The following is a 24579-nucleotide window of genomic DNA, read 5'->3' as shown; positions in this document are numbered from 1 at the left end:
GGTCAAGCAACTCACACCTTGTCGTAGGTCAGCCCGCGCTCCAGCCGCCTGGCCACCAGCGTCGACGGGAACAGGATCGCGAAATAGATCAGCGCCACGATGGTGTAGACCTCGAGCGGCCGGTAGGTGTCGGCGTTGATCAAGGTCGCGTTGTAGACGAGATCGGGTACCGCGATGATCGAGACCAGCGAGGTGTTCTTGAGCTGCGTGACCGACTGGTTGACATAGGGCGCCATCATCGGCTTCAGCGCCTGCGGCAGGATCACGAGCCGCATCAGGCGCCAGCCGCGGAAGCCGAGCGCCTTCGCCGCGTCCCACTGCCCGACCGGCACGCTCTCGATCGAGCCGCGCACGATCTCGGCATAGAACGCGCCGCCATAGAGCGAGAGCACGCTGACGGCGGCGACATGCGCCGGGATGTTGACGCCGATCACGACCGGAAACGCGTAGTAGAACCAGATGATCTGCACCAGCAGCGGCGTGCAGCGGAACAATTCGATATAGGCGATCAGCAGCCAGTCGATCACGGGAATGCGCCGCAGCCGCAGCATGCCGACGATCAAGCCGATCAGGGTCCCGAGGATGATGGTGCCGATGGTGTAGGCGATGGTCCAGCCGAGCCCGAGCCAGAACAGATGGCTGTACTTGGCAAGGATGCCGAAATCCCAGACGTAGTTCATCCTGCCCCTCGGTTGCCGCGCGCTTGATCGCCAAACATTGCAGGCGGCCTCGCGCGAGTCACGCGATATACCGGGCGGGCGAAAATGCCTTCACCTCGAACGGCGGCGCATCGCCCGCGATCATCGCCGCAATTGCGGCGCCCGTTCCGGGGCCGGTGGTGAAGCCGATATGCTGGTTGCCGAAGGCGAGCCAGAGCCCGCGATGTCGCGGCGCCTCGCCGATCATCGGCAGGCTGTCGGGCAGCGTCGGCCGCGCGCCGCGCCAGCGCTCGCCGACCGCATCGCCAAATTCGACTACGCTGCGCGCCATCGGCACCACCGCCTCGAGCTGCGAAAAATTCGACGGCGCGTCGCGCGTGGTGAGCTCGACGCCGCTGGTGACGCGAACGCCCTGCTCCATCGACGTCATCAGAAAGCCGCCCTCCGCATCATGGATCGGCCGCAGCAATTTGCGTGCCGGGTTCGGCACGAAATGCTGATGATAGCCGCGCTCGAACGCCAGCGGCACGCGATAGCCGAGCGGCTGCAGCAGCTCGGCCGACCACGGCCCGAGCGCGACCACGACATGGCGCGCGGCGATCTCGACGTCGGCGAGCTGCACGCGCCAGCCGTCGCCGTGTGGTTCGATCCGCCGGATTCCGGATTGCCTGATCGTGCCCCCGCCAGCGGCGAACATCTGCGCGTAGGCCTTGACCACTGCGCCGGGTGAATCGACCGATGCCGTCTGCGTGTGCAGCAGGCCGACGCTATAGGCAGGAATGATGTTGGGCTCGAGCGCGGAGATCGCCTGCCGATCAAGCACCTCGCTCCGGATGCCGAACTCGGCGAGCGCTGCTTGCTCGGCCTGGGCGGCGGCGAGCCCGTCGCTGCGCCAGGCCTTGAGCCAGCCGGTCTCGCGGATGCGATGGCCGGCGCCGGCCAGCACGATCCAGTCGCGATGCAGCTTCAGCGAGGTCCCGATCAGGCCGTGCAGCGCGGCGGCGCGCGGTTTGGTCTGCGACGGCGTTGCCGCCGCGAGGAAGCGCATCACCCAGCCGGCATTGGCGAGCGCCCACGCAATGTTCCAGCGCAACGCCGGATGCGCGTTGGTCAGATATTTCGGCAGGTTCTTCAGCAGCGACGGCGTATTGAGCGGCAGGATCGAGCCCGAGGAGATGATGCCGGCATTGCCGTAGGAGGTTTCGCTGCCCGGCTCGCGGCGATCGACGACGATGACGGAGAGACCGCGCTGCCGCGCGGCAAGGCCCGCCGAGACGCCGACCATGCCGGCGCCGAGCACGGCGACATCGACCTGCTGTTTTGACGTGCCGTCGCTCATGGCGTCACATCAAGGTCAAGCCGCCATCGACCGGCAGCGTCGCGCCGGTGACGTGGCTCGCTTCCGGCGACAGCAGGAAGGCGACGACGGCCGCGACCTCGTCGGGCTCGGCCAGCCGCTGCATCGGATTGGCCTTTGCGACGCGCTCCCAGGTCGCGGTATCAAGCGCGCCGAACAGGCCGGGATCCTTGCGGGTGTAGCCGGGCATCACGGCGTTGGCGGTGGCGCCCGATGCTGCAAGCTCGACCGCGAGCGACTTCACCAGCACCTCGAGCGCGGCCTTCGCGGCGGGCCGATCCCGGATAGGTGGCGCCGGGCACGAAGCGATGCGGCCCGAAGCTCGACACCGCGACGACGCGGCCTTGCGCGCTGCGCGTGAGGTCGGGCAGCGCCGCCGCCGCGATTTCATGGAAGGCCGCCGCCATCACCGCGAAGGCGCGCTGCAGCGCCTCGCGCGGCAGGTTGGCGAACTCGCGCCGGTCGGCAAAGCCCGCGGCGTGCACGATGGTCTCGATCGGCCCGAACGCGGCCCGCGTTGCCGCGACCAGCGCGGTGCCGGCGCCGGCCTTGGCGAGATCGCCGGTGCTGACCTCGACCCTTGCGCCCTTGCCGCGGCATTCCTCCGCAACCGAATTCAGCCGCGCGAGGCCGACGGCGGTGGTGCCCTGTCCGTGCAGCATCAGGGATTGAGCGGGGCCGGCGAGCCGGCGCGCGACTGCGGCGCCGATGCCGGAGCCGCCTCCGGTGATGATCGAAATTCGCATGAGGTGCGTGCTGTCAGTGCGATACGAGACAGCGAACTATAGGTTCGGCGTCACGAAATGCAAACCGCGCCCCTCGTCGTTAGTTTAGCGCCGCGTTCAACGCCAAATCAGCGCCACGGCTCGACCAGGATCTTGGTGTGCGCCTCGGGATTGGCGAGATCCGCAAACGCCTGCGCGACGCCGTCGATGCCGACGCGGCCGGTGACCAGCGAGGCGGCGTCGACCTGGCCTTCCGCGATCAGGCGCAGCGAATACGCAAACTCCTCCGGCGTGTAGCCGAGCACATATTGGACGTTGAGCTCCTTGATGATGCCGAGCATCGGCTCGGACTTGTCGGTCTCCATGCAGACGCCGACCACGACGACACGGGCGTTGCGCGGGGCGCCCTCGAACACCTGCTGCAGCACGCCGGGCACGCCGACGCATTCGAAGATCAGCGCGGGCTTCAGCGGCGGCAATAGCGCCTGCATCGGCGGACGCGCCGCCTTCTCCGCGTCGGTCATCTGGGCGTGCTCGGCCCAGCTCGCATAGGGCTGCGTCCTGGCGGGATCGACCACCACATCGGCGCCCATCTTCTCGGCGAGCAGGCGCCGCGCCGGCGAATAATCCGCAGCAACGATCGGTCCGAGCCCCCTGATCTTCAGCGCCGCGATCACCGCCAGCCCGACCGGTCCGCAGCCGATCACCAACGGCACCTCGCCGCCCTGGATGTTGGCCATCGCCACCGCATGCACGCCGACCGCAAGCGGTTCGGTGAGCGCGGCGTGCTCGGCCGCAAGCCCGTTCGGCACTTCGAGCAGCAGCGGCTCGCTGAGCAGCATCTGCTCGGCATAGCCGCCGAGATAATCGTTGGAATAGCCGATGCCCTTCGGGCCCTCCGGCGTCAGCAGCGCCGGCAGCGAGCACACTTTCGTCCCGGGCTTCAGCTTGCGCGTCGTGTTCGGGCCGTAGTCGAGGACCTCGCAGCAGAACTCATGGCCGAACACGACGTCGCGCGACAGATCCATCGGCGTGCGACCGGGCAGGAACTTGCTCAGCTCCACCATGCGGTGGGCATGCTTGCGTGCGTGCAGATCGGAACCGCAGATGCCGCAGGCGAGCGATTTGACCAGCACCTGGCCGGCGCCGGGCTTCGGCTCGGGCACCCGGTCGACGACAATCTCGCCGTTCCTGAAGATCGCTGCGCGCATATTCCCTCCCGCGTGGGTTTTGTCCCACTCATTTTGATGCGTATTTCGTCTCGCGAAATGCTGTCGCGGATCAAGTCCGGGACAAGCTTTCGCCGCAGGAGGCTATAGCACGGAGGGTCACCACGTATAGCGCATAACGCCCTTGCCGGCGTAAGACTGTGTCACGTTGGAGAATTCGCCCTCGAAGGTCGCGGCGGCCGACCAGCCGTTGCGCCACTTCAGCTCGGCGGAGGCCGTGGTCAGCGCCGAGTCGCTGGCCTGCGCCGCGCCGTTGACCACGAAGGCCGCGCCGGGCAGCGTCTGGAACACCGCACCAACGGCGCGGTCCGGATTGAAGTCATGCGCCCAGGCAACGCGGCCGCGCAGCGTGAAGATGCCGCCGTCAATAACGAACGATTTGTCGGAGCGCAGACCGAGTTCGCTCCGGACGTCGGTGACGCTCTTCGCGGCATAATTCAGCGCGAAGGCACCGCCGCCGGAGACCACGCTCTCCGCATAGGCCGGCAGCTCGAAGCTCGTGAACTGCGCCGCCGCATAAGGCGTCAGCCCAATCCACGGCGTGGCAGTGCGATAGCCGCCCTCGAGCCGGCCCGACCAGGCATTGGCATTGAAGTTGGCGCGCAGATGATCGACGCCGGCCGCGGCGACGATGCGATCGGTGGTGACATCCTGCCAGCCATAGGCGAGCGCCGCGCTCAAGTACGCCGCGCCGACGCTGTGGCGAACGAACGCACCGGCCTGGAACAGATCAGAGCGGCCCCAGCCGAGACCGTTGACGCTGAAGCTGCTCGCGCCGCCGGCGAGCGCAAAGCCGGCAATGGTGTTCGGCGAGAAGCGGTAGTCGGCGCCAACCGCGGTGCCATAGAGGCTGCTGCTGGTGTTGTTCGAGCCCAGCACCGCATTGCCGCTGGTGGTCTGCGAGCCGCCATAGCCCGCCGCCCATACGCTCCAGCGCTGCTCGAAATCGACCAGCCGCGGCGGCGCCTTGGTGTAGATCGCGGCCAGCGCATCGCGCGGCTCGCTCTGGCGCGCCGCATAGGCGAGCGGCATGCTCTTCTCGGCGAACGGCGTCGCCCCCGCGCCGCCGCCAAACCCACCATCGCGCCCGGCGACGAACGGATCGGTCAGCAGACCGAGGAACAGGCCCATCGCGTTGAACGTCGCCTGCTGCGAACCGGTCGCGCCCTCGCCCGAGGCCTGCGTCAAGCCGGCCGGCGACAGCCCGGCGAACACCGCGTTGATACCGCCATTGGCGTTGAAGAAGTTCTGCAGTGTGGCGGCAACGTTCTGCTGATTGACGTTCAGCTTCGACTTCGCGCCGTAATCGAGCGTGAAGTTCAGATAGGTGTTGCTCGCGTCATAGCCGAGCGTCGCGACGAGGTTCGACGGCAGCCCGGTTGAATCGATACCGGCGAACGTGCCGTTGCGGCCGCCGGCCGCCGACAGGATGGTGTATTGCTTGGCAATCGTACTGCCGGCGGCGACGCTGACGCCGACCGATCCGGCCAGCGTCGCACTGCCGCTCACCTTGGCCAAGGTGGACGCCGTCGAATTGAGCCCGACGAGGTACAGTGCCCCCGACTGGAAGGCGAGGTTGCCCGCCACGTTCAGGGATGTGCCTGGTGTCGCGTTGCCGGGCATCAGGATGCCGCCGCTTGCAATCGTCGTGTTGCCGACGGTGCCGATGCCGGAGAGCGCGCCGCCGGCATTCACCGTGGTGAGGCTCGACGAGGCGATCGAGCCGTCGACCTGCAGAATGCCGCCATTGACGACGGTGGTGCCGGTGTAGGTATTGGTGCCCGACAGGGTCAGCGTGCCGCTGCCGGTCTTTTCAAAATTCGCCGGACCGGTGCGACCGCCGCCGAAACAGCCACAGATATGGAATGGGTTCAACGGATCGAAGTCGGCAAGCACGCCGCTGAGCGTCGTCGAGAGATTATTGCTGCCAACGGCGAGGGTGTTGCCTGAGCCGATATAATAGAAGCCGGAGCCTGCGATCGAACCCGCGGTGATGCGCCCGTCGCCGTTCAGCCCCGTGCTGAGCGAGAAATCGACCAGTCCGGTGCCGTTGGTGATGAACTGTGCGTTGCCGCCGGTCGCGTTGTTGAAGAACTTAATGGTACTGCCGGCTTCAGTGGTAATGGTGGCGTCGCCCGCGGTAGCGAACGTTGTGAAGATGTGTTGGCTGCCGGCCTGGTTGTCGATAATCGCATTGCCCGCGGTGGCATAGGCATCGAACTGGAGAACGCCGCCAGCCCGATTGACGATCGTCGCGTTGGCCGCGGTCGGCGCCTCCACCGGGTTGATACCGACAGATCCGAAATAGAGCACGCCGCTGTTGTCGAAACTGGCGTTCGCCGCCGTGCTGTTCTGAAAAAAGGCGACCTGACCGCCCGCGAGCGTAACGATGGTTGCCGAAGCCGCAGATGAGGACTCGAAAAACTGCGTCGAGCCGCCATTGGTGCCGTTGGTGATGGTGGCCTGCCCTGCATTGGTGTGGCCCAGAAACACCGCGGCGCCGCCGTTGGAGTTGTCGATCACGGCCTTGGCGGCCGTGCTGGTGTCGGAGCCGCCGGGAGGACCAAACGCGTCGCCGAACACCACAGTGCCGCCGTTGGTGTTGGTGAACCTGGCGTTGCCGGCAGAACTGGTGTCGCGGAACACTGTGAGCGCACCATTGGTGTTGCTCACGGTGGCATTGCCAGCGGTGCTGCTGTCGCGAAACTCCGTGATGCCGAAATTCTGGTTGACGATCGTCGCCGTCGACGCCGTGGTGGAATTGTAGAACGTCGTGGTGGCGATCCCGTTGAAGCCGTCGTTGACGATCTTGGTGATGCCCGCGGTGTTGGCGTTCACGATGTCGAACTTGCCGTCGACGGCGACCTCGCCGACGATCGAAGCGGTGTGGCTGGCGTCGCCGAGTTGCAATGTCGCGCAATCGCAGATCGTGGTGCCGCCGGTGTAGGTGTTGGTGCCGAGCAGCACCACGCGGCCGAGGCCGCCTGAATTATCCAGCACGGTCAGCTTGCCGGGGCCGTTGCCGTCGGCGATGTTGCCGGCGATCGTGAGCGTGACGCCATTGGCATCGATCGCGCTGCCGATGGCCGACGTATTGATCTTGAAGTTGTTGGCGAAGGTCAGGTTGCTGAGGCCGTCGGCCTGAAACGAGGCATTGTCGAGCGTGACGGTGCCTGACCCGACCGAACTGTTGTTGCTGACGACAACGGTCGTATCGACCACCAGCGTGCCGCCGGAATAGGTGTTGGCGCCGGAGAGCTGCACATTGGAGAATCCGGACGCGGACGAGTCGATCAGGCGCAGAACCCCGGCGCCGACGCCGTCGGCGATCACGCCCTGGAGATTGACCTGGGCGCCGTTCGCATCGACCGTGCCGCCGGCCGCATTGACCGCGATGTTGTTGGCGAAGGCGACGCTCGAAACCGTCGGCGACTGCATCTGGAACGTGCCGCCATTGAGCGTGATGGTGCCGGTGCCGACCGAATCCGCATTCGTCACCTGCACGGTACCGGCGGAGATCAGCGTGCCGCCGGAATAGGCATTGGTGCCCGCGAGCACCAACGTGCTGTTGCCGACTTGCTGCACCATCGCCGGACCGCCAATGCCGTCGGTGAGGTTGGCGTTGATCGTGATGATCTGGCCGTTGTTGGCGTGGTTGATCAGGCCGCCGGTCGGCCCGGACAGGCTGAAACCAACCGGGCTGCCATTGATCGTGTAGGATTGCGAATTGGCGGTGAAGGTCCAGGACCCCGGCAGCATCAAGCCAGGCGCGATGGTGACCGTCGCCGATCCCGATGAATCGAAAATTGCTGATTGGCTCGGGAGGATCGGCGGCGCGCCGGCCGACGTGGTCGACCAGTTGGTCGGGAGTTCGTACGCATCGGTACTCGTCGAGCTTCCGGTGCCGCCCCAGGTGTAGCTCTGCGCTCGTGCCGAACCGGTCGGCAACGCGATTGCGGTGGTCAGGGCGCCGATTGCCAGGGCCATCGCAGCGCGAGACGACCGACCGCCTGACAGGAAAAAGAACGAACCAAAATGCACGTACCCGACCCCCAAACGCTCTGCGGCGCTCTTGGGGCTAGGGTTAGCACGCGGCGAAGTGTGAGGTTGCCGATCGTTTCCGAAATCCGGTGATTCAGCGATCCGAGATCAAAGATTTCGGCCCGACTGTTGTACCCGCGCAACGCTAGTTGAAGCCGGCTTCGCAACCGACGCACGATTTCGTCCGGACGCTCAGGCGTTCGGCGACGGCTCGCTGGCCACGGTCAGCAGCTGCGACCGTCGGACGCGCTCGCGATGCGCGGTGTAGAGGCCTGAGGCGACGATGAAGCCGGCGCCGAGAATGGTCCAACGGTCGGGCACTTCGCCGAAGATCATGAAGCCGAGGATGCTGACCCACAGCAGCTGCGTGTAGGAGAACGGCGCGAGCACCGAGGCATCGCCATAGCGGAACGCCAGCACCACGATCCACTGTCCGACGGTGGACGCAACGCCGATCAGGATGCCGAACATGATGTCGTGCCAGCTCGGCGTGACCCAGACGAACGGCACCAGCGCGCTGACGATGGCGACGCCGACGATCGACGAATAGGTCATCACGGTGATCGGGCGCTCGCTGCCGCTCATCATGCGCGTCAGGATCAACGTGGCCGCCCACGCCAGCGCCGAGACGATCGGAAAGATCGCGGCGGGATGGAAGGCACTGGTGCCCGGCCGCAGGATGATGAACACGCCGGCGAGGCCGACCGCGGTCGCGATCCAGCGTCGCATGCCGACCCTCTCACCGAGGAAAGCGATCGACAGCGCGGTGACGAACAGCGGCGAGACGAAGCTGGTGGCGGAGGCTTCGGCGATCGGCAGGAAGCCGAGCCCCGTGATGAAGATCAGCGAGGAGCCGAGCAGCGCGGCGCCGCGCAGCACGTGCAGGCCGGGACGGCTGCTGCGCAGCGCGAACAGCGGCGAGCCTGGCAGCATCGCCGGCGTCATGATCATCGCAAACACCAGGAAGCGGATCCAGGCGATCTCGATCGAGGGCAGCGTGGAGGAGAGATATTTTGCCGTGACGTCGGAGGTGCCCAGGAACACGGTCGACAGCAGGATCAGCGCGATGCCCTTGAACGGCCGGTCGGTGCGGGCGGGCGCCTTGCTTGTCGCTGCGGGCGCGGTCTTTGCGGGCAATGAAAGGGGAACGCTGTCCAGCCTGGCGGCCACGGCTGCGGGGGGCGGTGTCACGGCAATCTCGAAGGCAAAATAAAGGGAATCTGCTCCTCGTACAAAACGCCAATTCCGCCGCGAGAACAATGCCCGAAAACGGGACTCCGATATGCGCCAGCGCGCGCGACCGCCCGCCGCAGGCCGTGTGCCGCCGCAACTGCAACAGTTTGTTAAGAACTGTGTGGAGCGGAACAGCGTGAATCCCGCGAATTGCGGGGCCAAGCCACGAAACTTTCCAGTTCAGAGCATCGGCAGCGAGCGCGGCTTCGGCCCGCGCGGGAACGCGGCATCGAGCGCGGCGAGTTCGTCGCCGCTGAGCTTCAGAGTTCCCGCCACCGCATTCTCCGCCGCGTGTTCCGCGTTCGACGCCTTCGGAATCGCGAGCACCGACGGCAGTCGCGTGAGGAAGCTCAGCGCCACCTGGCGCGGCGTTGCCTTGTGCGCCTGCGCAATCGATTGCAGCACCATGCCGGCCCTGCTCGACGGCGAGGGAAAATCATTGTGACCGAACGGCGAGTAGGCGACGACGGCGACGCCGTGCTGCTCGCACCAGGGAATCACGGCGTGCTCGATGGCGCGCTCCTGCAGATGGTAGAGCACCTGGTTGCACGCGATCTTGCCTTCACCCGCGACATCGAGCAGTTCGTCGAGATCCTCGGTGTCGAAATTGCTGACGCCCCAGGACCGGATCTTGCCCGCGGCGATCAATTCGTCGAACGCCGCGACCGTCTCGGCAAGCGGACTGGTTCCGCGCCAGTGCAACAGATAGCAATCGAGGCGATCGGTCTTCAGCCGCTTCAGCGAGCGCTCGCAGGCGGTGATGGTGCCGCGCCGCGAGGCGTGGCTCGGCAGGACCTTCGAGACCAGGAACAGTTCGTCGCGCCGGCCGGACATCGCATCCGCGATCACGAGCTCGGCGTCGCCATACATCTCGGCGGTGTCGATATGCGTCATGCCGGCATCGATACCGCGCTTCAGCGCAGCGACGGCCGCCTTGCGGTCACCGCGATCGAGATACCAGGTGCCCTGCCCGATCACCGAGACCTGCGGGCCGTTGTCGCCGAATTTTTTCGTCTGCACGATCGCCTCGTTCTGCGTAGTTCCCTTGTGGCTCCGCGCAGGACGATAAAGCATACCGACGACCATGTCTCCACATCGTCATCCCGGCGATGTCTCCACATCGTCGTCCCGGCGAAGGCCGGGACCCATACTCCGCAGCAGTCGTTGTCGGCGGGACTCGTCATTCCACCCGTTGTGCAACAACAGATATTCGTGGTTATGGGTCCCGGCCTTCGCCGGGACGACAGCTGTATTGTGACGCGCGCTCTCGCGTCTCTCGACGCGCATCAAACGTTGAGGTTCATCCACACCGCCTTCGGCTCGGTAAAATTGTCAAGCGCGGCGGTGCCGTGCTCGCGGCCAAGGCCGGAGTCGCGCTCGCCGCCCCACGGCAACCGCACATCGGTGTAGCCATAGGTGTTGATCCACACCGTGCCGGCGCGGGCCTTTTTGGCGAAGCGCTGCACGCGGCCCATATCCGCGCTCCAGACGCCGGCAGCGAGGCTGTAGGCGGTGCCGTTGGCGATGCGCAGCGCATCGGCCTCGTCCTTGAACTTGATCACGCTGACGACGGGGCCAAAGATCTCCTCCTGCGAGATGCGCATCTCGTGCGCGACATTGGCGAACACCGCGGGACTGATGAAATAGCCGCGGTCACCGACCCGCGCGCCGCCGGTGGCCAGTACCGCGCCCTCATGCTTGCCGATCTCGACATAATCGCGGATCGAGCGCATCTGCTTCTCGGAGATGACGGGCCCGAGCGCGGTGGCGCGATCGGCGGGATCGCCGATCCGCAACGCCTCAGCGCGGGCGACCAGACGCTCGACCACCTCGTCATAGGCGTTCTCCTGCACCAGCACGCGCGAGCCGGCCGAGCAGACCTGCCCGGCGTTGAAGAAGATGCCGGCAGCCGCGGCCTTGGCAGCGGCTTCGAGATTGGCATCGTCGAAGATCACATTGGCGGACTTGCCGCCGAGCTCGAGCGAGACCCGTTTGAAGTTGCCGGCGGCGCCCTTCATGATGCCGCGGCCGACGCCGGGCGAGCCGGTGAACGTCACCTTGTCGACATCGGGATGATTGACCAGCGCGTCGCCCACGACGCGGCCGGGCCCGGTCACAATGTTCAGCACACCCTTCGGCAAACCGGCCTCGAGCGCGAGCTCGCCGATGCGCAGCGCCGACAACGAGGTCAGCTCGGCCGGCTTCATCACCACCGTGCAGCCGCAGGCGAGAGCCGGCGCGAGCTTCCACATGCCGATCATCAGCGGGAAATTCCACGGCACGATCGCGGCGACCACGCCGACCGGCTCGCGCACCGTATAGGTCAGCGCGTCGTCGCGCGCCGAGACCACATCGCCGCTGATCTTGTCGGCCCAGCCGGCGTAATAGGTCAGCGTGTCGATGGCGGCGGGAAAATCCTGGCGCAGCACACCCGCAATCGGCTTGCCGGCATCGAGGCTTTCGAGCGCGACAATCTCGTCGGCATGCTGCTTCAGCAGCTCAGCCCATCGGAGCAGGATGTGGCCACGTTCGGCCGCGCGCATGGTGCGCCACTGCCCCTCGAAGGCGCGGCGGGCAGCCGCCACGGCACGATCGACATCGGCTTCATTGCCTTCGGCAATCGTAGCGATCACCTGCTCGGTGGCGGGATTGAGCGACTTGAAGGTATTTCCGGACAACGAACGGACGCGGGCGCCATCGATCAGCAGCAGTTCGTCCCTGATGGTCGGGGCGCGGCGGGCGTCACGCTCATAGTCATATGCAACGGATATCATATTTCCTCCTGGTGTTGTCACTCAACCTAGGAGGCTCTGATCAGCAGTAAATATGATATCTTGTGCCTATTGGCATGCCAAGATATGAAGTCAACTTCATAAATGGTGACCACGATGCTGCAGATCGAGATCGAGACCGTCTGGCGCTTTCGGAAAGAGGACAGCCCGCAGACCGCGGTCGTGATGCTCGGCATCCTCAACGAGATCCGGAAGACCGGAAAGATCACCAGCGCCGCCAGCGATGCGCAGCTGTCCTATCGCCATGTCTGGAACCTGATCGAGCAATGGACCGAGTTCTTCGGCGTGCCGCTGGTTGAAACCCACCGCGGCAAGGGCTCGAAGCTGACGCCATTCGGCGAGAAGCTGGTGTGGGCCGGCGAGCGCATGCAGGCGCGGCTCGGCATGCAGCTCGAGAACCTCGCGCAGGAACTGGTCACCGAGATCAAGCCATTTCTCGAGCAGCGACCGTCGGTGATCCGGGTCCATGCCAGCCACGGCTTTGCGGTATCCAAGCTGCGCGAATTCCTTGACCGCGCGGGCGGCGTCGGCGTCGATCTGCGCTATGTCAGCAACCAGGACTCGCTGGTCTCGCTGGCGCAGGGCGCCTGCGATCTCTCCGGCGTGCACCTGCCGCGCGGCGAATTGCGGGCGCAGGGCATCAAGGCCTGCCGCGAATGGCTCGATCCGCGCGAGGACCGCGTCATCAATTTCGTGACCCGCGAGATGGGCCTGATGGTCAAGCGCGGCAACCCGCTGAAGATCACGACGCTGAAGGACCTCGTCGAGCGCAAGGCCCGTTTCGTCAACCGCGACCACGATTCCGGCACGCGGCTGCTATTCGATCAATTGCTGAGGCTGCATAAGATCCCGGAAGGGCGGATCAACGGCGCCCAGCATATGGAATTCACCCATGCGGCGGTCGCCGCCTATGTCGCGAGCGGCATGGCGGATGCGAGTTTTGGCGTCGAGGCCGCGGCGCGGCAGTTCGGGCTCGATTTCATCCGCTTGCTCACGGAAGATTATTTCTTCGTGTGCAAGCGCGCCTTCCTCGAGACCGAGCCGATGCAGCGCGTGCTCGACATCATGAAGAGCAGCGAGTTCCACAAGGCGGTAGGCGCCCTTCCCGGTTATGTCGCCTCCAACACCGGCGCCGTCAGCGGGGTGAAGGAGTTTCTCGAGAAGCTGCATTCCGACCGCTGATCAGGCAGACCCCGGCAACGGCCGACCTGATGGCCGTCGATCCTTCGGGACTTGCGCCAGGTGCGATGACGATGGTCGACAGTCAGGAAGATATCTAGCCGAGCCCGCTGATGTCGGCGACCAGCACCGAGCCAGTCACCGATTCCGTGATGTAGAGGCGGTCGCGGCTGGCGCCGCCGATGGCGACATTGGTGCAACTCGGCCCGGCGCAGGACTTGATCCGCGCGATACACTCGCCGTTCGGCGCAAACACGAAGACATGGCCGAGCGAGGCGTGCGCGACGAACAGCCGACCGGCGGCGTCCATCGTCATGCCGTCGGGTCCGCTCGGGCCGAACAGCGAGCAGAAGCGGCCGACCTTGGAGACGCTGCCGTCCTTCATGAACGGCGCGCGCCAGACCGCATTGTCGCGCGTCATGGCGACGAACAGCACCGCCTCGTGCGGATCGAGCACCAAGCCGTTCGGGCTGATGCCGGTGTCGATCAGACAGTCGAGCGCTCCGTTCACCCGCAGCCGATAGACGCGGCCGGTCGGATCGTGCAGCCCGGTCTGGCCCTGATCGGTGAAATAGATGTCGCCGTTCGATGCGATGTGCAGGTCGTTGCAGCCGCGGAACGATTCCGAATTGCGCGAGCGCAGCAGCGGCGTGACCTCGCCGGACCTGGCGTCGAGCTCCATCAACCCGTGCCGATAATCGGCGATCAGGATGCGGCCCATCGCATCGATCTTCAGCCCGTTCGGCCAGCCGTCATACTCGGCAACCTGCGACCATGACTTGTCCGGCGCGATCCTGAAGATGCGGCCGAACGGAATGTCGACGATGTAGAGATTGCCGTCGGCATCGAACGACGGTCCCTCGATGAAGCAGTCGGTCACCGCGCCCGGGCGGTTGGCGTCGGCCCATTCGCTCGCCACCCTGCGGCGGAATTCCGCCGGCACGGCGGAGAAGATTTCAGTCGCGATCAGTTTCGGCGGCGTTTCCAGGAACATCATTGTTGGTTCACCCGTTGGCGGAACGGGGCGAACCATAGAGAAGATTGCTGGCGCCGTCGAATACCCCAAAGCCCACCACGTCATTGCGAGCGAAGCGAAGCAATCCATACCTCCATGCGTGGCAAGATGGATTGCTTCGTCACTTCGTTCCTCGCAATGACGGTTGGACAGCCGTCCTGTGCTTACGACGTTTTCCTATTCGGCCGGCTGCGCCGCGCCATAGGCTTCCGAGATCATGTAGCCGGACAGCGTGCCGTAGGCCGCGGTCCATGCGGCGGCGACGTCAGGCGTCCAGGCTTCGCCGAGCCCCTTCTCCAGCGTCCACAACAACGCGCCGCCGACCACCGGATAATGCTCGGGCTTGGCGCCGTAGCTGACATGCCGCTTGGCCAGCGCACTCGCGGCCGGCAGGATCATGTCGAGATTGCTCAGCCCATTCACGACGACGGCAAGCGTCGTCATCAATTTCTTGCGCTGCTCCTTCATGTCGACCGGAAACATCGCCTTCACGGCGGGCGCGACTTCGAACAAGCGGTCGTAGAAAATGACCGCGGCCTGCTCCGAGATCGGCGCGACCTTGCCAAAGCTGTCCTGAACCAGCTTGATTTGAGCCGGATTCATCTCAATTCTCCTCGGTCATGAAATGAGTTCTGCAACGATTTTTCAAAACGCGAGCATTGGTAACCGAAGCCGGCGCTTCGGTTCAAAGCGGAAACGCTTGCCGTCGACGTGATCATCACGCCGCCTCGACGAAGCTGTGGCGCTCATAGAGGAATTCGAGCACGCGCTGCCGGCACTTCAGGTAGCCCTGGTTGGTCGCGAGCTCGAGCCGCTTGCGCGGCCGCGCCAACGGCACCTTGAGCACCTCGCCGATCCGCGCGCTCGGACCGTTGGTCATCATCACGATGCGGTCCGACAGCAGCACCGCCTCGTCGACGTCGTGGGTGATCATCAGGATGGTGTTGCCGAGCTTCTGGTGCAACGCCATCACCGAATCCTGCAGGTGCGCCCGGGTCAGCGCGTCAAGCGCGCCGAACGGTTCGTCCAGCAGCAGCACCTTTGGCTCCATCGCGAGCGCACGCGCGATGCCGACGCGCTGCTTCATGCCGCCCGAGATCTCGCTCGGCCGCTTGTCCTTGGCATGCGCCATCTGCACGAGGCTGAGATTGTGCATCACCCAGGCGTCGCGCTCGGCCTTGCTCTTGGTCCTTGCAAACACCTTGTCGACGCCGAGCTTGACGTTCTCGTAGACGGTGAGCCACGGCAGCAGGCTGTGGTTCTGGAACACCACGGCCCGATCCGGTCCCGGCGAATTGACCTCGCGGTTCTCCAGCAGCACGCCGCCATTGGTGGCGCCGGTGAGGCCGGCGACGATGTTGAGCAGTGTCGACTTGCCGCAACCGGAGTGACCGATGATCGAGACGTATTTGCCCTTCTCGATCGTCAGGTTGATGTCCTTCAGCACCTCCGTGGTGGCGTTGCCGCGGGTGAAGGTCTTGTCGATGTGATCGAGCTTCAGATAGGCCTGCATGACGTCCTCCTCAGTTCGCCGCCGTGCCGCGGGTCACCACTTTGCCGAGGCCCGCAATGAGCCGGTCGAGCACGAAGCCGATGATGCCGACATAGAACAGCGCCAGGATAATTTCGCTGATATGCGAGGAATTCCACGCATCCCAGATGAAGAAGCCGATGCCGACGCCGCCGATCAGCATTTCCGCGGCGACGATCGCGAGCCAGGACAGGCCGATGCCGATGCGCAGGCCGGTGAACATGTAGGGCGCGGCCGCCGGGATCATGATCTTGGTGAAGAACTCCAGCGGATTGAGCTGCACGACCGCCGCGACGTTGCGGTAGTCCTGCGGGATGTTGCGGATGCCGACCGCGGTGTTGATGATGATCGGCCACACCGAGGTGATGAAGATCACGAAGATCGCCGAGGGCTGGCCATCGCGGAATGCGGCCAGCGACAGCGGCAGCCAGGCGAGCGGCGGGATGGTACGCAGCACCTGGAACAGCGGATCGAGCCCGCGCATCGCCCAGACCGACTGTCCGACCAGCGTGCCGAGCGCGATGCCCGCAATCGCCGCCAGCGAATAGCCGTAGGCGACGCGCTGCAGGCTGGCGGAGAGATGCCAGAACAGGCCCTTGTCGATGCCGCCATTGTCGAAGAACGGATCGAGGATCAGCTCCTTGGTATCTTTGAACACTTTCGACGGCGGCGGCAGGCTGGAGCCGGCGCGCCGGCAGATCAGCTCCCACACCACCAGCAGCAGCGCGACCACGATCAGCGGCGGCACCACGCGCGCCGCGGTCTCCTTCGCCATCCTGGCGTAGGTCTCGGCGCGCGGCGCGCGCTTCGGCGTCATGGTCACGACCGGCGCCGCGGCAGCGGCCGGCGGGATCGCGACCGCCGACACTTCGGTCTTCATGGCAGGCATCGACATTGAACGAAAATCTCCATGGTCAAAAAAAGGAGAGCCGCACTGCTCGCGCGGCTCGCTCAAATCAGACGTCAACACGCTTGATGGACAACGACTTCAGATAGGCCGCGGGATCGGCGGGATCGAACACCTTGCCGTCGAAGAAGGTCTCCTTGCCGCGCGAGGTCGAGGCCGGAATGTCGGACACGCCAAGCTCCTTGGCGGCCTCTTTCCAGAGATCCTCGCGGTTCACCTTGGCGATCAGCGCCTTGGTGTCGAAGCCTGCCTCGTACTTGCCCCAACGGATGTCTTCCGTGAGGAACCAGAGGTCGTGGCTCTGATAGGGATAGGAGGCGTTGTCGCTCCAGAACCGCATCTGCTGCGGCGAATTCTCGACCACGCGGCCGGTGCCGTAGTCGAACTTGCCCTTCATGCGGTCGGTGATGTCCTCGACCGGGCAGTTGATCCACTGCCGCTTGGCGCAGATCGCCGCGGTCTCCGCGCGGTTCTCCGCCTTCTCGCACCACTGCTGGGCTTCCATGACAGCCATCAACAGCGCCTTCGCGGCCTTCGGATTCTTGTCGACCCAGGCGGCGCGCAGGCCGAACGATTTCTCCGGATGCTTGTCCCAGAGCTCGCCGGTCGTGATCGCGGTATAGCCGATCTCCTGATGTATCAGTTGCAGATTCCACGGCTCGCAGACGCAGAAGCAGTCCATCGTGCCGACCTTCATGTTGGCCACCATCTGCGGCGGCGGCACCACGATGGTCTCGATGTCCTTGTCGGGATCGATGCCGCCGGCGGCGAGCCAGTAGCGGATCCACAGATCATGCGTGCCGCCCGGGAAAGTCATCGCGGCCTTCACCGCCTTGCCGGAGGCCTTCTTCTTCTCCAGCGCCGCCTTGAACGGCGCGGTGTCGATGCCGACCTTGAGATCGGCATATTCCTTGGCGACCGAGATGCACTGGCCGTTCAAATTGAGCCGCGCCATGATGTACATCGGCGTCGGCTGATTGTTCTGCGTTACCTTGCCGGCCGAGATCAGATACGGCATCGGGGTCAGGATATGCGCGCCGTCGATGCCGTTGCCCTCGGAGCCGAGCACGAGGTTGTCGCGCGTGGTGCCCCACGAGGCCTGTTTCTGCACCTCGACATCGGGCATGCCGTATTTGGCGAAGATGCCCTTCTCCTTGGCGACGAACAGCGGCGAGGCATCGGTCAGCGCAATGAAGCCGAGCTTGGCAGCCTTCACTTCCGGACCGGCGCCCTGCGCGAATGCACCTGCGGGAAAGTTGAGCTTGGCCGCGGCGAGCAGCGCGGCGGCGCCGCTGCTTGCCTTGAGTAGCTGACGGCGGCTGAGGCCGCGGCTTGGCGGCTTGTCGGTGGGCTTGGTCATCGGTCGTCCTTTGCGTCGTTGCGTTGCGGTGTTGCGTCAGTGCGTCGAGCGCCGCCCTCCGGATGGCGACGCGCGCAGGGCGCAAAAAGGCGTGCACCGGGAAGGCCCCGGTCTGGCGGCGTCAGAAATCCGATGGGGTAGCCTCGAGGGACGGCTTCAATGGCGTCGGCTAATGATTATTCAAGCCTTGTGCCAACCTACCGCAGCGCGAAAATGGATTTCGCTGCAAAGCCTTGCGCAACATGTCGCAGCGCGCGCGAGTTTTCCGCGCGCTGCCAAAACTTGCGATTCGCCCAATCTTTGTGCGGCGCACAAGAATTGAGCAGAAACGTTCAGAAACCGATCAGGCGTCCTCGGTGACCTTGGTGCCGAGCGGCGCGGGCGCCATTCCGCCGCCGGGCTTCACACGGAATTCGTAGGTCATCAGGCTCCACGGCCCATCCGATCGCTGGCCATCGGGCATGACAGGATCGGTGCGGCGCTCGACCTTGGCGATCAATTCATCCTTCACGCCGAACACGACGTCGGAATCGATGTACTTGTCGCCCTCGACGAAGACATGCGTGATCAGAGGCTCGTAGCCCTTGGCGTTGACCAGGAAGTGCACATGCGCCGGCCGCATCGGGTGACGGTTGGTCTGCGTGATCATCTGCCCGACCGGGCCGTCGGTCGGGATCGGATAGCTGCACGGCACGATGGTGCGGAAGAAGAAGCGGCCGTCGGCATCGGTGATGAAGCGCGCCCGCGACGACGGACCTTCGGTGGCATAGCTCGGCTTCTGCGAGTCATAGAATCCGTCATCGTCCGCGTGCCAGATATCGACCGGCACATTGGCCAGCGGCTTGCCGTCGAGGTCGGTGACGCGGCTCTGCACGAACATGCGCTCGCCCGGCAGGCTCGCCGAGATGTCGGTGCCGTGCGGCGTCACCTTGTGCTCGCCGACATAGAACGGGCCGAGCACGGTAGTCTCGGTCGCGCCGTCGCGATCGCGATGGTTGACCGCATCGACCAGCATCGACACGCCGAGCACGTCGGACAGCAGGATGAACTCCTGGCGGATGTCGGTGCACTTCTGCCCGGTGCGGGTCAGGAAGCCGATCGCCTGGTCCCATTCCTCGAAGGTGAGATCGGTCCTGCGCACATAATCGTGCAGCGACTTCACCAATTCCTGCAGCAGGAACTTGGCCCGCGGATCGGGTGTCTGGTCGAAGCTGCGGATGACGGCGGCGGTGAGCTCGGTTTCGTTGAACTGGGTCATCTCGGCGTTTCCCTTGACGGATACCTTGGCAGATACTTTGGGCCCCTTCGGGGGCGCGATTGCAGGGGCGACGGTACACCACCAGCTCAATGCCGGTAAGCGGCAGCGGATTGGTGCAGCAGACACTTTTCGGCTATCAAGGCTGCCTTGCAAGCCGGAGAAACGCCTGATGCTAGCCCCCACGCCTGCCTCGCCCGAATCCGCGGGAATGTCGACCACTGCCCTCAACCGCCTCGAAGCGCATCTGAAGAGCCGCTACATCGATGCCGGCCGTTTTCCTGGCACGCAGGTCCTGATCTATCGCCGCGGCAAGATCGTGCATTCCACGGTCCAGGGCTTTGCCGATCTCGAGCGCAAGGTGCCGGTCAAGGACGACACCATCTTCCGCATCTATTCGATGACCAAGCCGATCACATCGGTCGCCTTCATGATGCTGGTCGAGGAAGGCAAGGTCGCGCTCGACGAGCCGGTCGCGAAATATATTCCGGAATGGAAGAACCTCGGCGTATTCGTCGCCGGCACCGCGCCCGCCTTCCTGACCCGCCCACCGACGCGGCCGATGCAGATCGTCGACCTCTTGCGCCACACCTCGGGCCTCACTTACGGCTTCCAGCAGCGCTCCAATGTCGACGCGGCCTATCGCGAGAACAAGATCGGCGAGGTCATCAAGGCCGGCACGCTCGACGGCATGATTGAGGACCTGGCGAAGATCCCGCTGGAGTTCTCGCCGGGCGAAGCCTGGAACTACTCGGTCTCGACCGACGTGCTCGGCTATCTCGTCGGCAAGATCTCCGGCCAACCGTTCGAGCAATTCCTGAAGGAGCGCATCTTCAAGCCGCTCGGCATGAACGACACGGATTTCTTCGTACCCGCCGACAAGGCGCATCGGTTTGCCGCCTGCTATTCCGCCGATCCGCAGGGCGGCTTCAACCCGCTCGCCGCCGAGCGCAAGGGCACACTGACGCTGCAGGACGATCCGACCACCAGCTCGTTCCTGGCGCCGCCTTCGCTGATCTCGGGCGGCGGCGGACTGTGCTCGACCGCGGCCGACTACCTGACCTTCTGCCGGGCGCTGCTCAATGGCGGCGAGCTCGGCGGCGTCAGGCTGCTCGGCCCGAAGACGTTGAAGCTGATGACCTCGAACCATCTGCCCGGCGGGGTCGACCTGCCGGCGATGTCACGCTCGATGTTCGCCGAAGCCGCCTATAACGGCATCGGCTTCGGCCTCGGCTTCGCCGTCACCATGCACCCGTCGCAGACGCTGATCGCCGGCAGCCCGGGCGAATTCAACTGGGGCGGCGCCGCGACGACGTCGTTCTTCATCGACCCGGCCGAGGAGCTGATCACGATTTTCATGACCCAGGTGCTGCCGTCGAGCGCCTATCCGCTGCGGCGCGAGCTGCGCACCATGGTCTACGCCGCGATCACCGAGAGCAATCTCTGACATGACGTCATTCCGCGGCGCACACCTCGTTTGAGCATGATCTCCGCGCGAACGCGTTCCGCGTTTGCCGCGAGGGATCATGCTCAAAGCGCCGCGGAACCTTTCTGATATAAAACTGTTTCCTTTGGCGAATTTTTCCCGCCTCCCCTAAGCTCGCAGCGAATGGGCACCGACCCGGGGACTTCGTGCCGAAACTGACATTGCCAGTCCGTCTCGCGCTTCTGGTCGCGGGAACGATGTTGCCGCTGATCATTTTCGCGGTCGGGATCGCCTTCCACAATTATCAGCGGGATCGCCAGGCCGCCACGCAGCGCGTACTGGAGACGGCGCGCAGCATCCGCCTGCTGCTCGATGCGGAAATGCAGCGCATGACCGGCGGGCTGCAGGTGCTGGCCCTGACCAACTCGCTGCGCAACAGCGACTTCGACAACTTCCGCCGCGTCGCGGTCGGCTTCATCGACCAGTACGGCAAGGACGGCGTGGTGCTGGTGGCGGACCGCGCCGGACGCCAGGTGTTCTCCTCGCTGACGCCGGACACCGCGAGCCTGCCGCCGCGCAACAATCTCGAGATCCTCGAGAAGGTGTTCGCGACGCGGCAGCCGCAATACTCCAACCTGTTCTTCGGCGCGGTGAAGCAGCGGCTGATCATCACCGTCGAGGTACCGGTGATGCGCGACGGCGAGGTGCTCTACGACATCTCCTTCAGCCCGCCGATCGAGGTGTTCCAGGCCATCATCGAGAAGCAGCGCCTCAGCCAGGACTGGACCATCTCGATCTTCGATAGCGACGGCGTCAACCTCGCGCGGGTGCCAAATCCGCAGGCGACCATCGGGCAGCGCGCCTCGCCATCGTTGTTTGCCGAGATGTTCCGCCGCGGCGAGGCGACGCTGCCGACCGTCTCGCTGGAGGGCGTGGCGCTGATCACCGGTTTCACCCGGTCGCGCGTCACCGGCTGGACCGTCGCCGCGGGGATCGCGGAGAACTCGCTGGTGGCGCCGCTGTGGCGCTCGCTGGCGATCACCAGCGTGATCGGCGGCGTCCTGCTGCTGGTCGGGCTCGGCTTTGCGGTGCGGATGGCAACCACGATCGCGCGCGGCGAGATGCTGCACGACCTGCTGATCGAAGAGCTCAACCACCGCGTCAAGAACACACTGGCGATCCTGCAATCGATCGCCACGCAGACCTTCCGCAGTGCAAGCCGCACCGAGCGCGACAAGTTCGAGGGGCGGCTCGGCGCGCTGGCCGAGGCGCACAATCTGCTCTCCACCGACAAATGGCAGGGCTCCGACTTCCAGGACGTCGTCAGCCGCGTGCTGCGGCCCTACCTCTTGAACACGTCCGCGCGGGTCAGGATGTTCGGCCCCCGCGTGCCGCTGTCGCCCCGGCTTGCTTTGGTGCTGTCGATGATCCTGCACGAGATGGCGACCAACGCCGCCAAATATGGCGCACTGTCCAACGACACCGGCACGGTGACGCTGGACTGGGAAATCCTCAACGAGAGCTCCGGACCGAAGCTGCGGATGATCTGGACCGAAACCGGCGGCCCACCGGTCACCGCGCCGGTCCAGCGCGGCTTCGGCTCACGGCTGATCGAGCGCAGTGCCCGCGACCAGCTCGGCGGCGAGGCCACCGTGGATTTCCTGCCCCACGGCGTCGTCTACACCGTGACCAGCACCCTCGAAATCGACGGCTGACCCGGCAGGAGTGCCCGATCCTGCGACATCTTGGCACGCAAGTTGCTATGATTGGCGGGTTCGGCCGGCCAGAAACAGGGAGAAGTCATGTCGACCATCGCAGCGGAAGCGACAGTTGCGCGCAAGCCGCTTTACACATCACTGTTCGTGCAGGTGCTTGTCGCGCTGCTGCTCGGCATCGTCATCGGCATGGCCGCGCCCGATTTCGCGATCGGGTTGAAGATATTCAGCGATGCCTTCCTGAAGCTGATCTCGATGATCGTGGCGCCGATCGTGTTCTGCGTCGTCGTGCACGGCATTGCGGGTGCCGGCGACCTCAAGAAGGTCGGCCGGGTCGGCGTCAAGGCGCTGGTCTATTTCGAGGCGATGACGACGGTTGCGCTCGTGGTCGGCCTGCTGCTCGCCTATCTGTTCGGCCCCGGCCACGGCATGAACATCGACACCGCGACGTTGGATGCCAAGGCGCTCGGCAACTATGCCAGCAACGCGCAGAAGCTGAAGGGCGAAGGCATCGGCAGCTTCCTGCTCAACATCATCCCGACCACCTCGTTCGACGCGCTGTCGCGCAACGACGTGCTGCAGGTCTTGTTCTTCGCCATCATCTTCGGCGTCAGCCTGGCACTGGTCGGCGGCGAGAAGGGCGAGAAGATCTCCTCCTTCATCGACGCGGTCTCGACCGTGCTGTTCCGCGCCATGGGCCTGATCGTGCGCTTCGCTCCGATCGGCGTGCTCGGCGCCGTCGCCTATACGGTCGGCAAATACGGCGTCGGTTCGCTGAAGCAGCTGCTATCGCTGGTCGCGCTGTTCTACGTGTCGGTCGCGATCTTCGTGCTCGGCGTGCTCGGCGCCGTGATGGCGCTCGCCGGCATCAACATTCTCAAGTTCCTCGGCTACCTGCGCGAGGAGCTGATGATCGTGGTCGCCACGGCATCGTCCGACGCGGTGCTGCCGCAGGTGATGCGCAAGCTGGAGCGTTTCGGCGTCAAGGATTCGGTGGTCGGCCTCGTGATCCCGACCGGCTATTCCTTCAACCTCGATGCCTTCTCGATCTACCTGACGCTCGCGGTCGTGTTCATCGCGCAGGCGACCAACACGCCGCTGTCGTTCGGCGACCTGATGCTGGTGCTCGGCGTGTCGCTGATCACCTCGAAGGGTGCGCATGGCGTGCCCGGCTCGGCGATCGTCATCCTGGCGGCGACGCTCAACGCCGTGCCGAGCATCCCGGCGATTGGCCTCGTGCTGGTGCTCTCGGTCGACTGGTTCATCGGCATGGCGCGCGCAGTCGGCAATTTGATCGGCAACTGCGTCGCCACCGTCGTGGTCGCGGCATGGGAAGGTGACCTCGACCGCGACAAGGCCCGTCGCGTGCTCGAAGGCGCCGAGGCGGTTGACGTGACTGCGGGCTGAGCCGCGCGTCCCAAGCCGAGCGGCGTCCCGCGCGTGGCGCGGGGCGCTGACTTACTTGATCAGCCTCAAATACGGCGGCAGTTGCCGGGCCGTCGATTGTTCCAGCATGGGCTCATCCGAAGCGATCATGTCACAGAGGGCCTTCAGCTCGGAATCCGTGACCTTGTGGAGCTCCATCCGAAGCTCGAGGATGGCGAGGGACAACAGCCGTGCCGTCTCCGTGTTCGCCCGGTCGGTCAGGAACGCCTGACATTCCTCCAGCGTTGCAAGCAGCGCCAGCAACCGTTCTTCCGTGTTTGCGACCGGCATATCTTCAACTCCCGAAGCCGCGAGGTAGAGTCGAGGCGTTCCCCTCTTTCGCTTCATTGGCCCCTCCCGCCAGAGTTCGCCGGCTTGTCGTAGGCACACATTTGTTCCAGATGATTGAGAACTTTTGGGCAATTGTCCAGCAACATTCCGAAAGCCTGACTTGGACTTACGTCAAACTCTTGCAAATCGGATGATTCAGTCAAGCACCCGCCGGCCCCTTCTCGACCTCAGGCTGCACTAGCTGGGGTTGCATCCGTGCAACGACGCCCGTACAATATAGTGGCCCGTAGAACTACGGGCGCTGTGCATTGACGCCTATTATGCATGTGCGCAAAATCTGTGTCGATCAAACTCGCGCTAGTTGTGGTTTGGTCAATATTTTGCCAAATGTAGAGGGCGGGGTGTCGACAGACACCTTGGCGCGGTCGACTTCAGGTAG

At 64.8% G+C, this 24579-nt stretch carries 18 protein-coding genes and 1 pseudogene; 4 read left to right on the top strand and 15 right to left on the bottom strand.

Annotated features, from left to right (window positions below; genetic code table 11):
* Window positions 1–11: 11 nt before the first annotated feature.
* The 8 genes and pseudogenes from ACVW1B_RS05485 to ACVW1B_RS05450 all read right to left on the bottom strand — a co-directional run bounded on the left by ACVW1B_RS05485 (window position 12) and on the right by ACVW1B_RS05450 (window position 12015).
* A complete protein-coding gene (locus ACVW1B_RS05485; protein WP_016839817.1) occupies window positions 12–680 on the bottom strand; it encodes an amino acid ABC transporter permease in 669 nt (222 codons plus the stop codon).
* Window positions 681–738: 58 nt separating this feature from the next.
* Window positions 739–1998 (bottom strand): NAD(P)/FAD-dependent oxidoreductase, encoded by a 1260-nt coding sequence (locus tag ACVW1B_RS05480; protein ID WP_456821308.1) that lies wholly within the window; start codon window positions 1996–1998, stop codon window positions 739–741.
* Window positions 1999–2002: 4 nt separating this feature from the next.
* Window positions 2003–2762: pseudogene (locus tag ACVW1B_RS05475) on the bottom strand (SDR family NAD(P)-dependent oxidoreductase).
* 107 nt (window positions 2763–2869) lie between these two features.
* On the bottom strand, window positions 2870–3952 hold the full coding sequence (locus ACVW1B_RS05470) for a zinc-binding dehydrogenase (RefSeq protein WP_456821307.1): 1083 nt from the start codon (window positions 3950–3952) through the stop codon (window positions 2870–2872).
* 117 nt (window positions 3953–4069) lie between these two features.
* A complete protein-coding gene (locus tag ACVW1B_RS05465; RefSeq protein WP_456821306.1) occupies window positions 4070–7957 on the bottom strand; it encodes an autotransporter domain-containing protein in 3888 nt (1295 codons plus the stop codon).
* Between the two features lie 246 nt (window positions 7958–8203).
* Window positions 8204–9148 carry a DMT family transporter gene (locus tag ACVW1B_RS05460; protein ID WP_253590479.1) on the bottom strand — a complete coding sequence of 315 codons (945 nt, stop codon included), beginning with the start codon at window positions 9146–9148 and terminating at the stop codon, window positions 8204–8206.
* 276 nt (window positions 9149–9424) lie between these two features.
* The gene (locus ACVW1B_RS05455) at window positions 9425–10264 is read right to left on the bottom strand and encodes an aldo/keto reductase (RefSeq protein WP_456821305.1); all 840 of its coding nucleotides are present in this window, start codon (window positions 10262–10264) and stop codon (window positions 9425–9427) included.
* 266 nt (window positions 10265–10530) lie between these two features.
* On the bottom strand, window positions 10531–12015 hold the full coding sequence (locus tag ACVW1B_RS05450; protein WP_456781268.1) for an aldehyde dehydrogenase family protein: 1485 nt from the start codon (window positions 12013–12015) through the stop codon (window positions 10531–10533).
* 117 nt (window positions 12016–12132) lie between these two features.
* On the opposite strand from ACVW1B_RS05450, the gene ACVW1B_RS05445 reads away from it, so the two are divergent.
* Window positions 12133–13218, top strand: coding sequence for a substrate-binding domain-containing protein (locus ACVW1B_RS05445; protein WP_456821304.1), 1086 nt, complete (start codon window positions 12133–12135; stop codon window positions 13216–13218).
* A gap of 94 nt (window positions 13219–13312) precedes the next feature.
* Here the strand turns inward: ACVW1B_RS05445 and ACVW1B_RS05440 are convergent, their stop codons facing one another.
* The 6 genes from ACVW1B_RS05440 to ACVW1B_RS05415 all read right to left on the bottom strand — a co-directional run bounded on the left by ACVW1B_RS05440 (window position 13313) and on the right by ACVW1B_RS05415 (window position 19286).
* Window positions 13313–14212 (bottom strand): SMP-30/gluconolactonase/LRE family protein, encoded by a 900-nt coding sequence (locus tag ACVW1B_RS05440; RefSeq protein WP_456821303.1) that lies wholly within the window; start codon window positions 14210–14212, stop codon window positions 13313–13315.
* A 195-nt stretch (window positions 14213–14407) separates the two neighbouring features.
* Window positions 14408–14833, bottom strand: a complete 426-nt coding sequence (locus tag ACVW1B_RS05435) for a globin family protein (protein WP_456781269.1) — start codon at window positions 14831–14833, stop codon at window positions 14408–14410.
* Between the two features lie 115 nt (window positions 14834–14948).
* Window positions 14949–15743, bottom strand: a complete 795-nt coding sequence (locus ACVW1B_RS05430; protein WP_456821302.1) for an ABC transporter ATP-binding protein — start codon at window positions 15741–15743, stop codon at window positions 14949–14951.
* Window positions 15744–15753: 10 nt separating this feature from the next.
* A complete protein-coding gene (gene ntrB / locus ACVW1B_RS05425; protein ID WP_076827017.1) occupies window positions 15754–16656 on the bottom strand; it encodes a nitrate ABC transporter permease in 903 nt (300 codons plus the stop codon).
* A gap of 61 nt (window positions 16657–16717) precedes the next feature.
* Complete coding sequence (locus ACVW1B_RS05420; protein ID WP_456781271.1) at window positions 16718–18028, bottom strand: CmpA/NrtA family ABC transporter substrate-binding protein; 1311 nt, start codon at window positions 18026–18028, stop codon at window positions 16718–16720.
* Window positions 18029–18371: 343 nt separating this feature from the next.
* The gene (locus tag ACVW1B_RS05415; protein ID WP_253609703.1) at window positions 18372–19286 is read right to left on the bottom strand and encodes an intradiol ring-cleavage dioxygenase; all 915 of its coding nucleotides are present in this window, start codon (window positions 19284–19286) and stop codon (window positions 18372–18374) included.
* Window positions 19287–19455: 169 nt separating this feature from the next.
* On the opposite strand from ACVW1B_RS05415, the gene ACVW1B_RS05410 reads away from it, so the two are divergent.
* From ACVW1B_RS05410 to ACVW1B_RS05400, 3 genes are all read left to right on the top strand, one after another.
* A complete protein-coding gene (locus tag ACVW1B_RS05410; protein ID WP_456821301.1) occupies window positions 19456–20730 on the top strand; it encodes a serine hydrolase domain-containing protein in 1275 nt (424 codons plus the stop codon).
* 236 nt (window positions 20731–20966) lie between these two features.
* Window positions 20967–22424 (top strand): sensor histidine kinase, encoded by a 1458-nt coding sequence (locus ACVW1B_RS05405; RefSeq protein ID WP_456781947.1) that lies wholly within the window; start codon window positions 20967–20969, stop codon window positions 22422–22424.
* A gap of 87 nt (window positions 22425–22511) precedes the next feature.
* Window positions 22512–23831, top strand: coding sequence for a dicarboxylate/amino acid:cation symporter (locus ACVW1B_RS05400; RefSeq protein WP_225163551.1), 1320 nt, complete (start codon window positions 22512–22514; stop codon window positions 23829–23831).
* A gap of 51 nt (window positions 23832–23882) precedes the next feature.
* Here the strand turns inward: ACVW1B_RS05400 and ACVW1B_RS05395 are convergent, their stop codons facing one another.
* A complete protein-coding gene (locus ACVW1B_RS05395; protein WP_456821300.1) occupies window positions 23883–24197 on the bottom strand; it encodes a hypothetical protein in 315 nt (104 codons plus the stop codon).
* Between the last annotated feature and the right edge of the window lie 382 nt (window positions 24198–24579).

Source organism: Bradyrhizobium sp. USDA 4502, from assembly GCF_054063355.1.
The sequence above is the reverse complement of the archived record's forward strand: the minus strand, read 5'-3'. Positions and strand labels throughout refer to the sequence as shown.

Bases quoted from the DNA above. Each gene is read 5' to 3' on its own strand.
- ACVW1B_RS05440 (WP_456821303.1), bottom strand. From the start codon at position 14,212: ATGATGTTCCTGGAAACGCCGCCGAAACTGATCGCGACTGAAATCTTC.
- ntrB (WP_076827017.1), bottom strand. From the start codon at position 16,656: ATGTCGATGCCTGCCATGAAGACCGAAGTGTCGGCGGTCGCGATCCCG.
- ACVW1B_RS05465 (WP_456821306.1), bottom strand. From the start codon at position 7,957: ATGGCCCTGGCAATCGGCGCCCTGACCACCGCAATCGCGTTGCCGACC.
- ACVW1B_RS05480 (WP_456821308.1), bottom strand. From the start codon at position 1,998: ATGAGCGACGGCACGTCAAAACAGCAGGTCGATGTCGCCGTGCTCGGC.
- ACVW1B_RS05415 (WP_253609703.1), bottom strand. From the start codon at position 19,286: ATGACCCAGTTCAACGAAACCGAGCTCACCGCCGCCGTCATCCGCAGC.
- ACVW1B_RS05410 (WP_456821301.1), top strand. From the start codon at position 19,456: ATGCTAGCCCCCACGCCTGCCTCGCCCGAATCCGCGGGAATGTCGACC.
- ACVW1B_RS05435 (WP_456781269.1), bottom strand. From the start codon at position 14,833: ATGAATCCGGCTCAAATCAAGCTGGTTCAGGACAGCTTTGGCAAGGTC.
- ACVW1B_RS05420 (WP_456781271.1), bottom strand. From the start codon at position 18,028: ATGACCAAGCCCACCGACAAGCCGCCAAGCCGCGGCCTCAGCCGCCGT.
- ACVW1B_RS05405 (WP_456781947.1), top strand. From the start codon at position 20,967: ATGTTGCCGCTGATCATTTTCGCGGTCGGGATCGCCTTCCACAATTAT.
- ACVW1B_RS05485 (WP_016839817.1), bottom strand. From the start codon at position 680: ATGAACTACGTCTGGGATTTCGGCATCCTTGCCAAGTACAGCCATCTG.
- ACVW1B_RS05470 (WP_456821307.1), bottom strand. From the start codon at position 3,952: ATGCGCGCAGCGATCTTCAGGAACGGCGAGATTGTCGTCGACCGGGTG.
- ACVW1B_RS05430 (WP_456821302.1), bottom strand. From the start codon at position 15,743: ATGCAGGCCTATCTGAAGCTCGATCACATCGACAAGACCTTCACCCGC.
- ACVW1B_RS05445 (WP_456821304.1), top strand. From the start codon at position 12,133: ATGCTGCAGATCGAGATCGAGACCGTCTGGCGCTTTCGGAAAGAGGAC.
- ACVW1B_RS05400 (WP_225163551.1), top strand. From the start codon at position 22,512: ATGTCGACCATCGCAGCGGAAGCGACAGTTGCGCGCAAGCCGCTTTAC.
- ACVW1B_RS05395 (WP_456821300.1), bottom strand. From the start codon at position 24,197: ATGAAGCGAAAGAGGGGAACGCCTCGACTCTACCTCGCGGCTTCGGGA.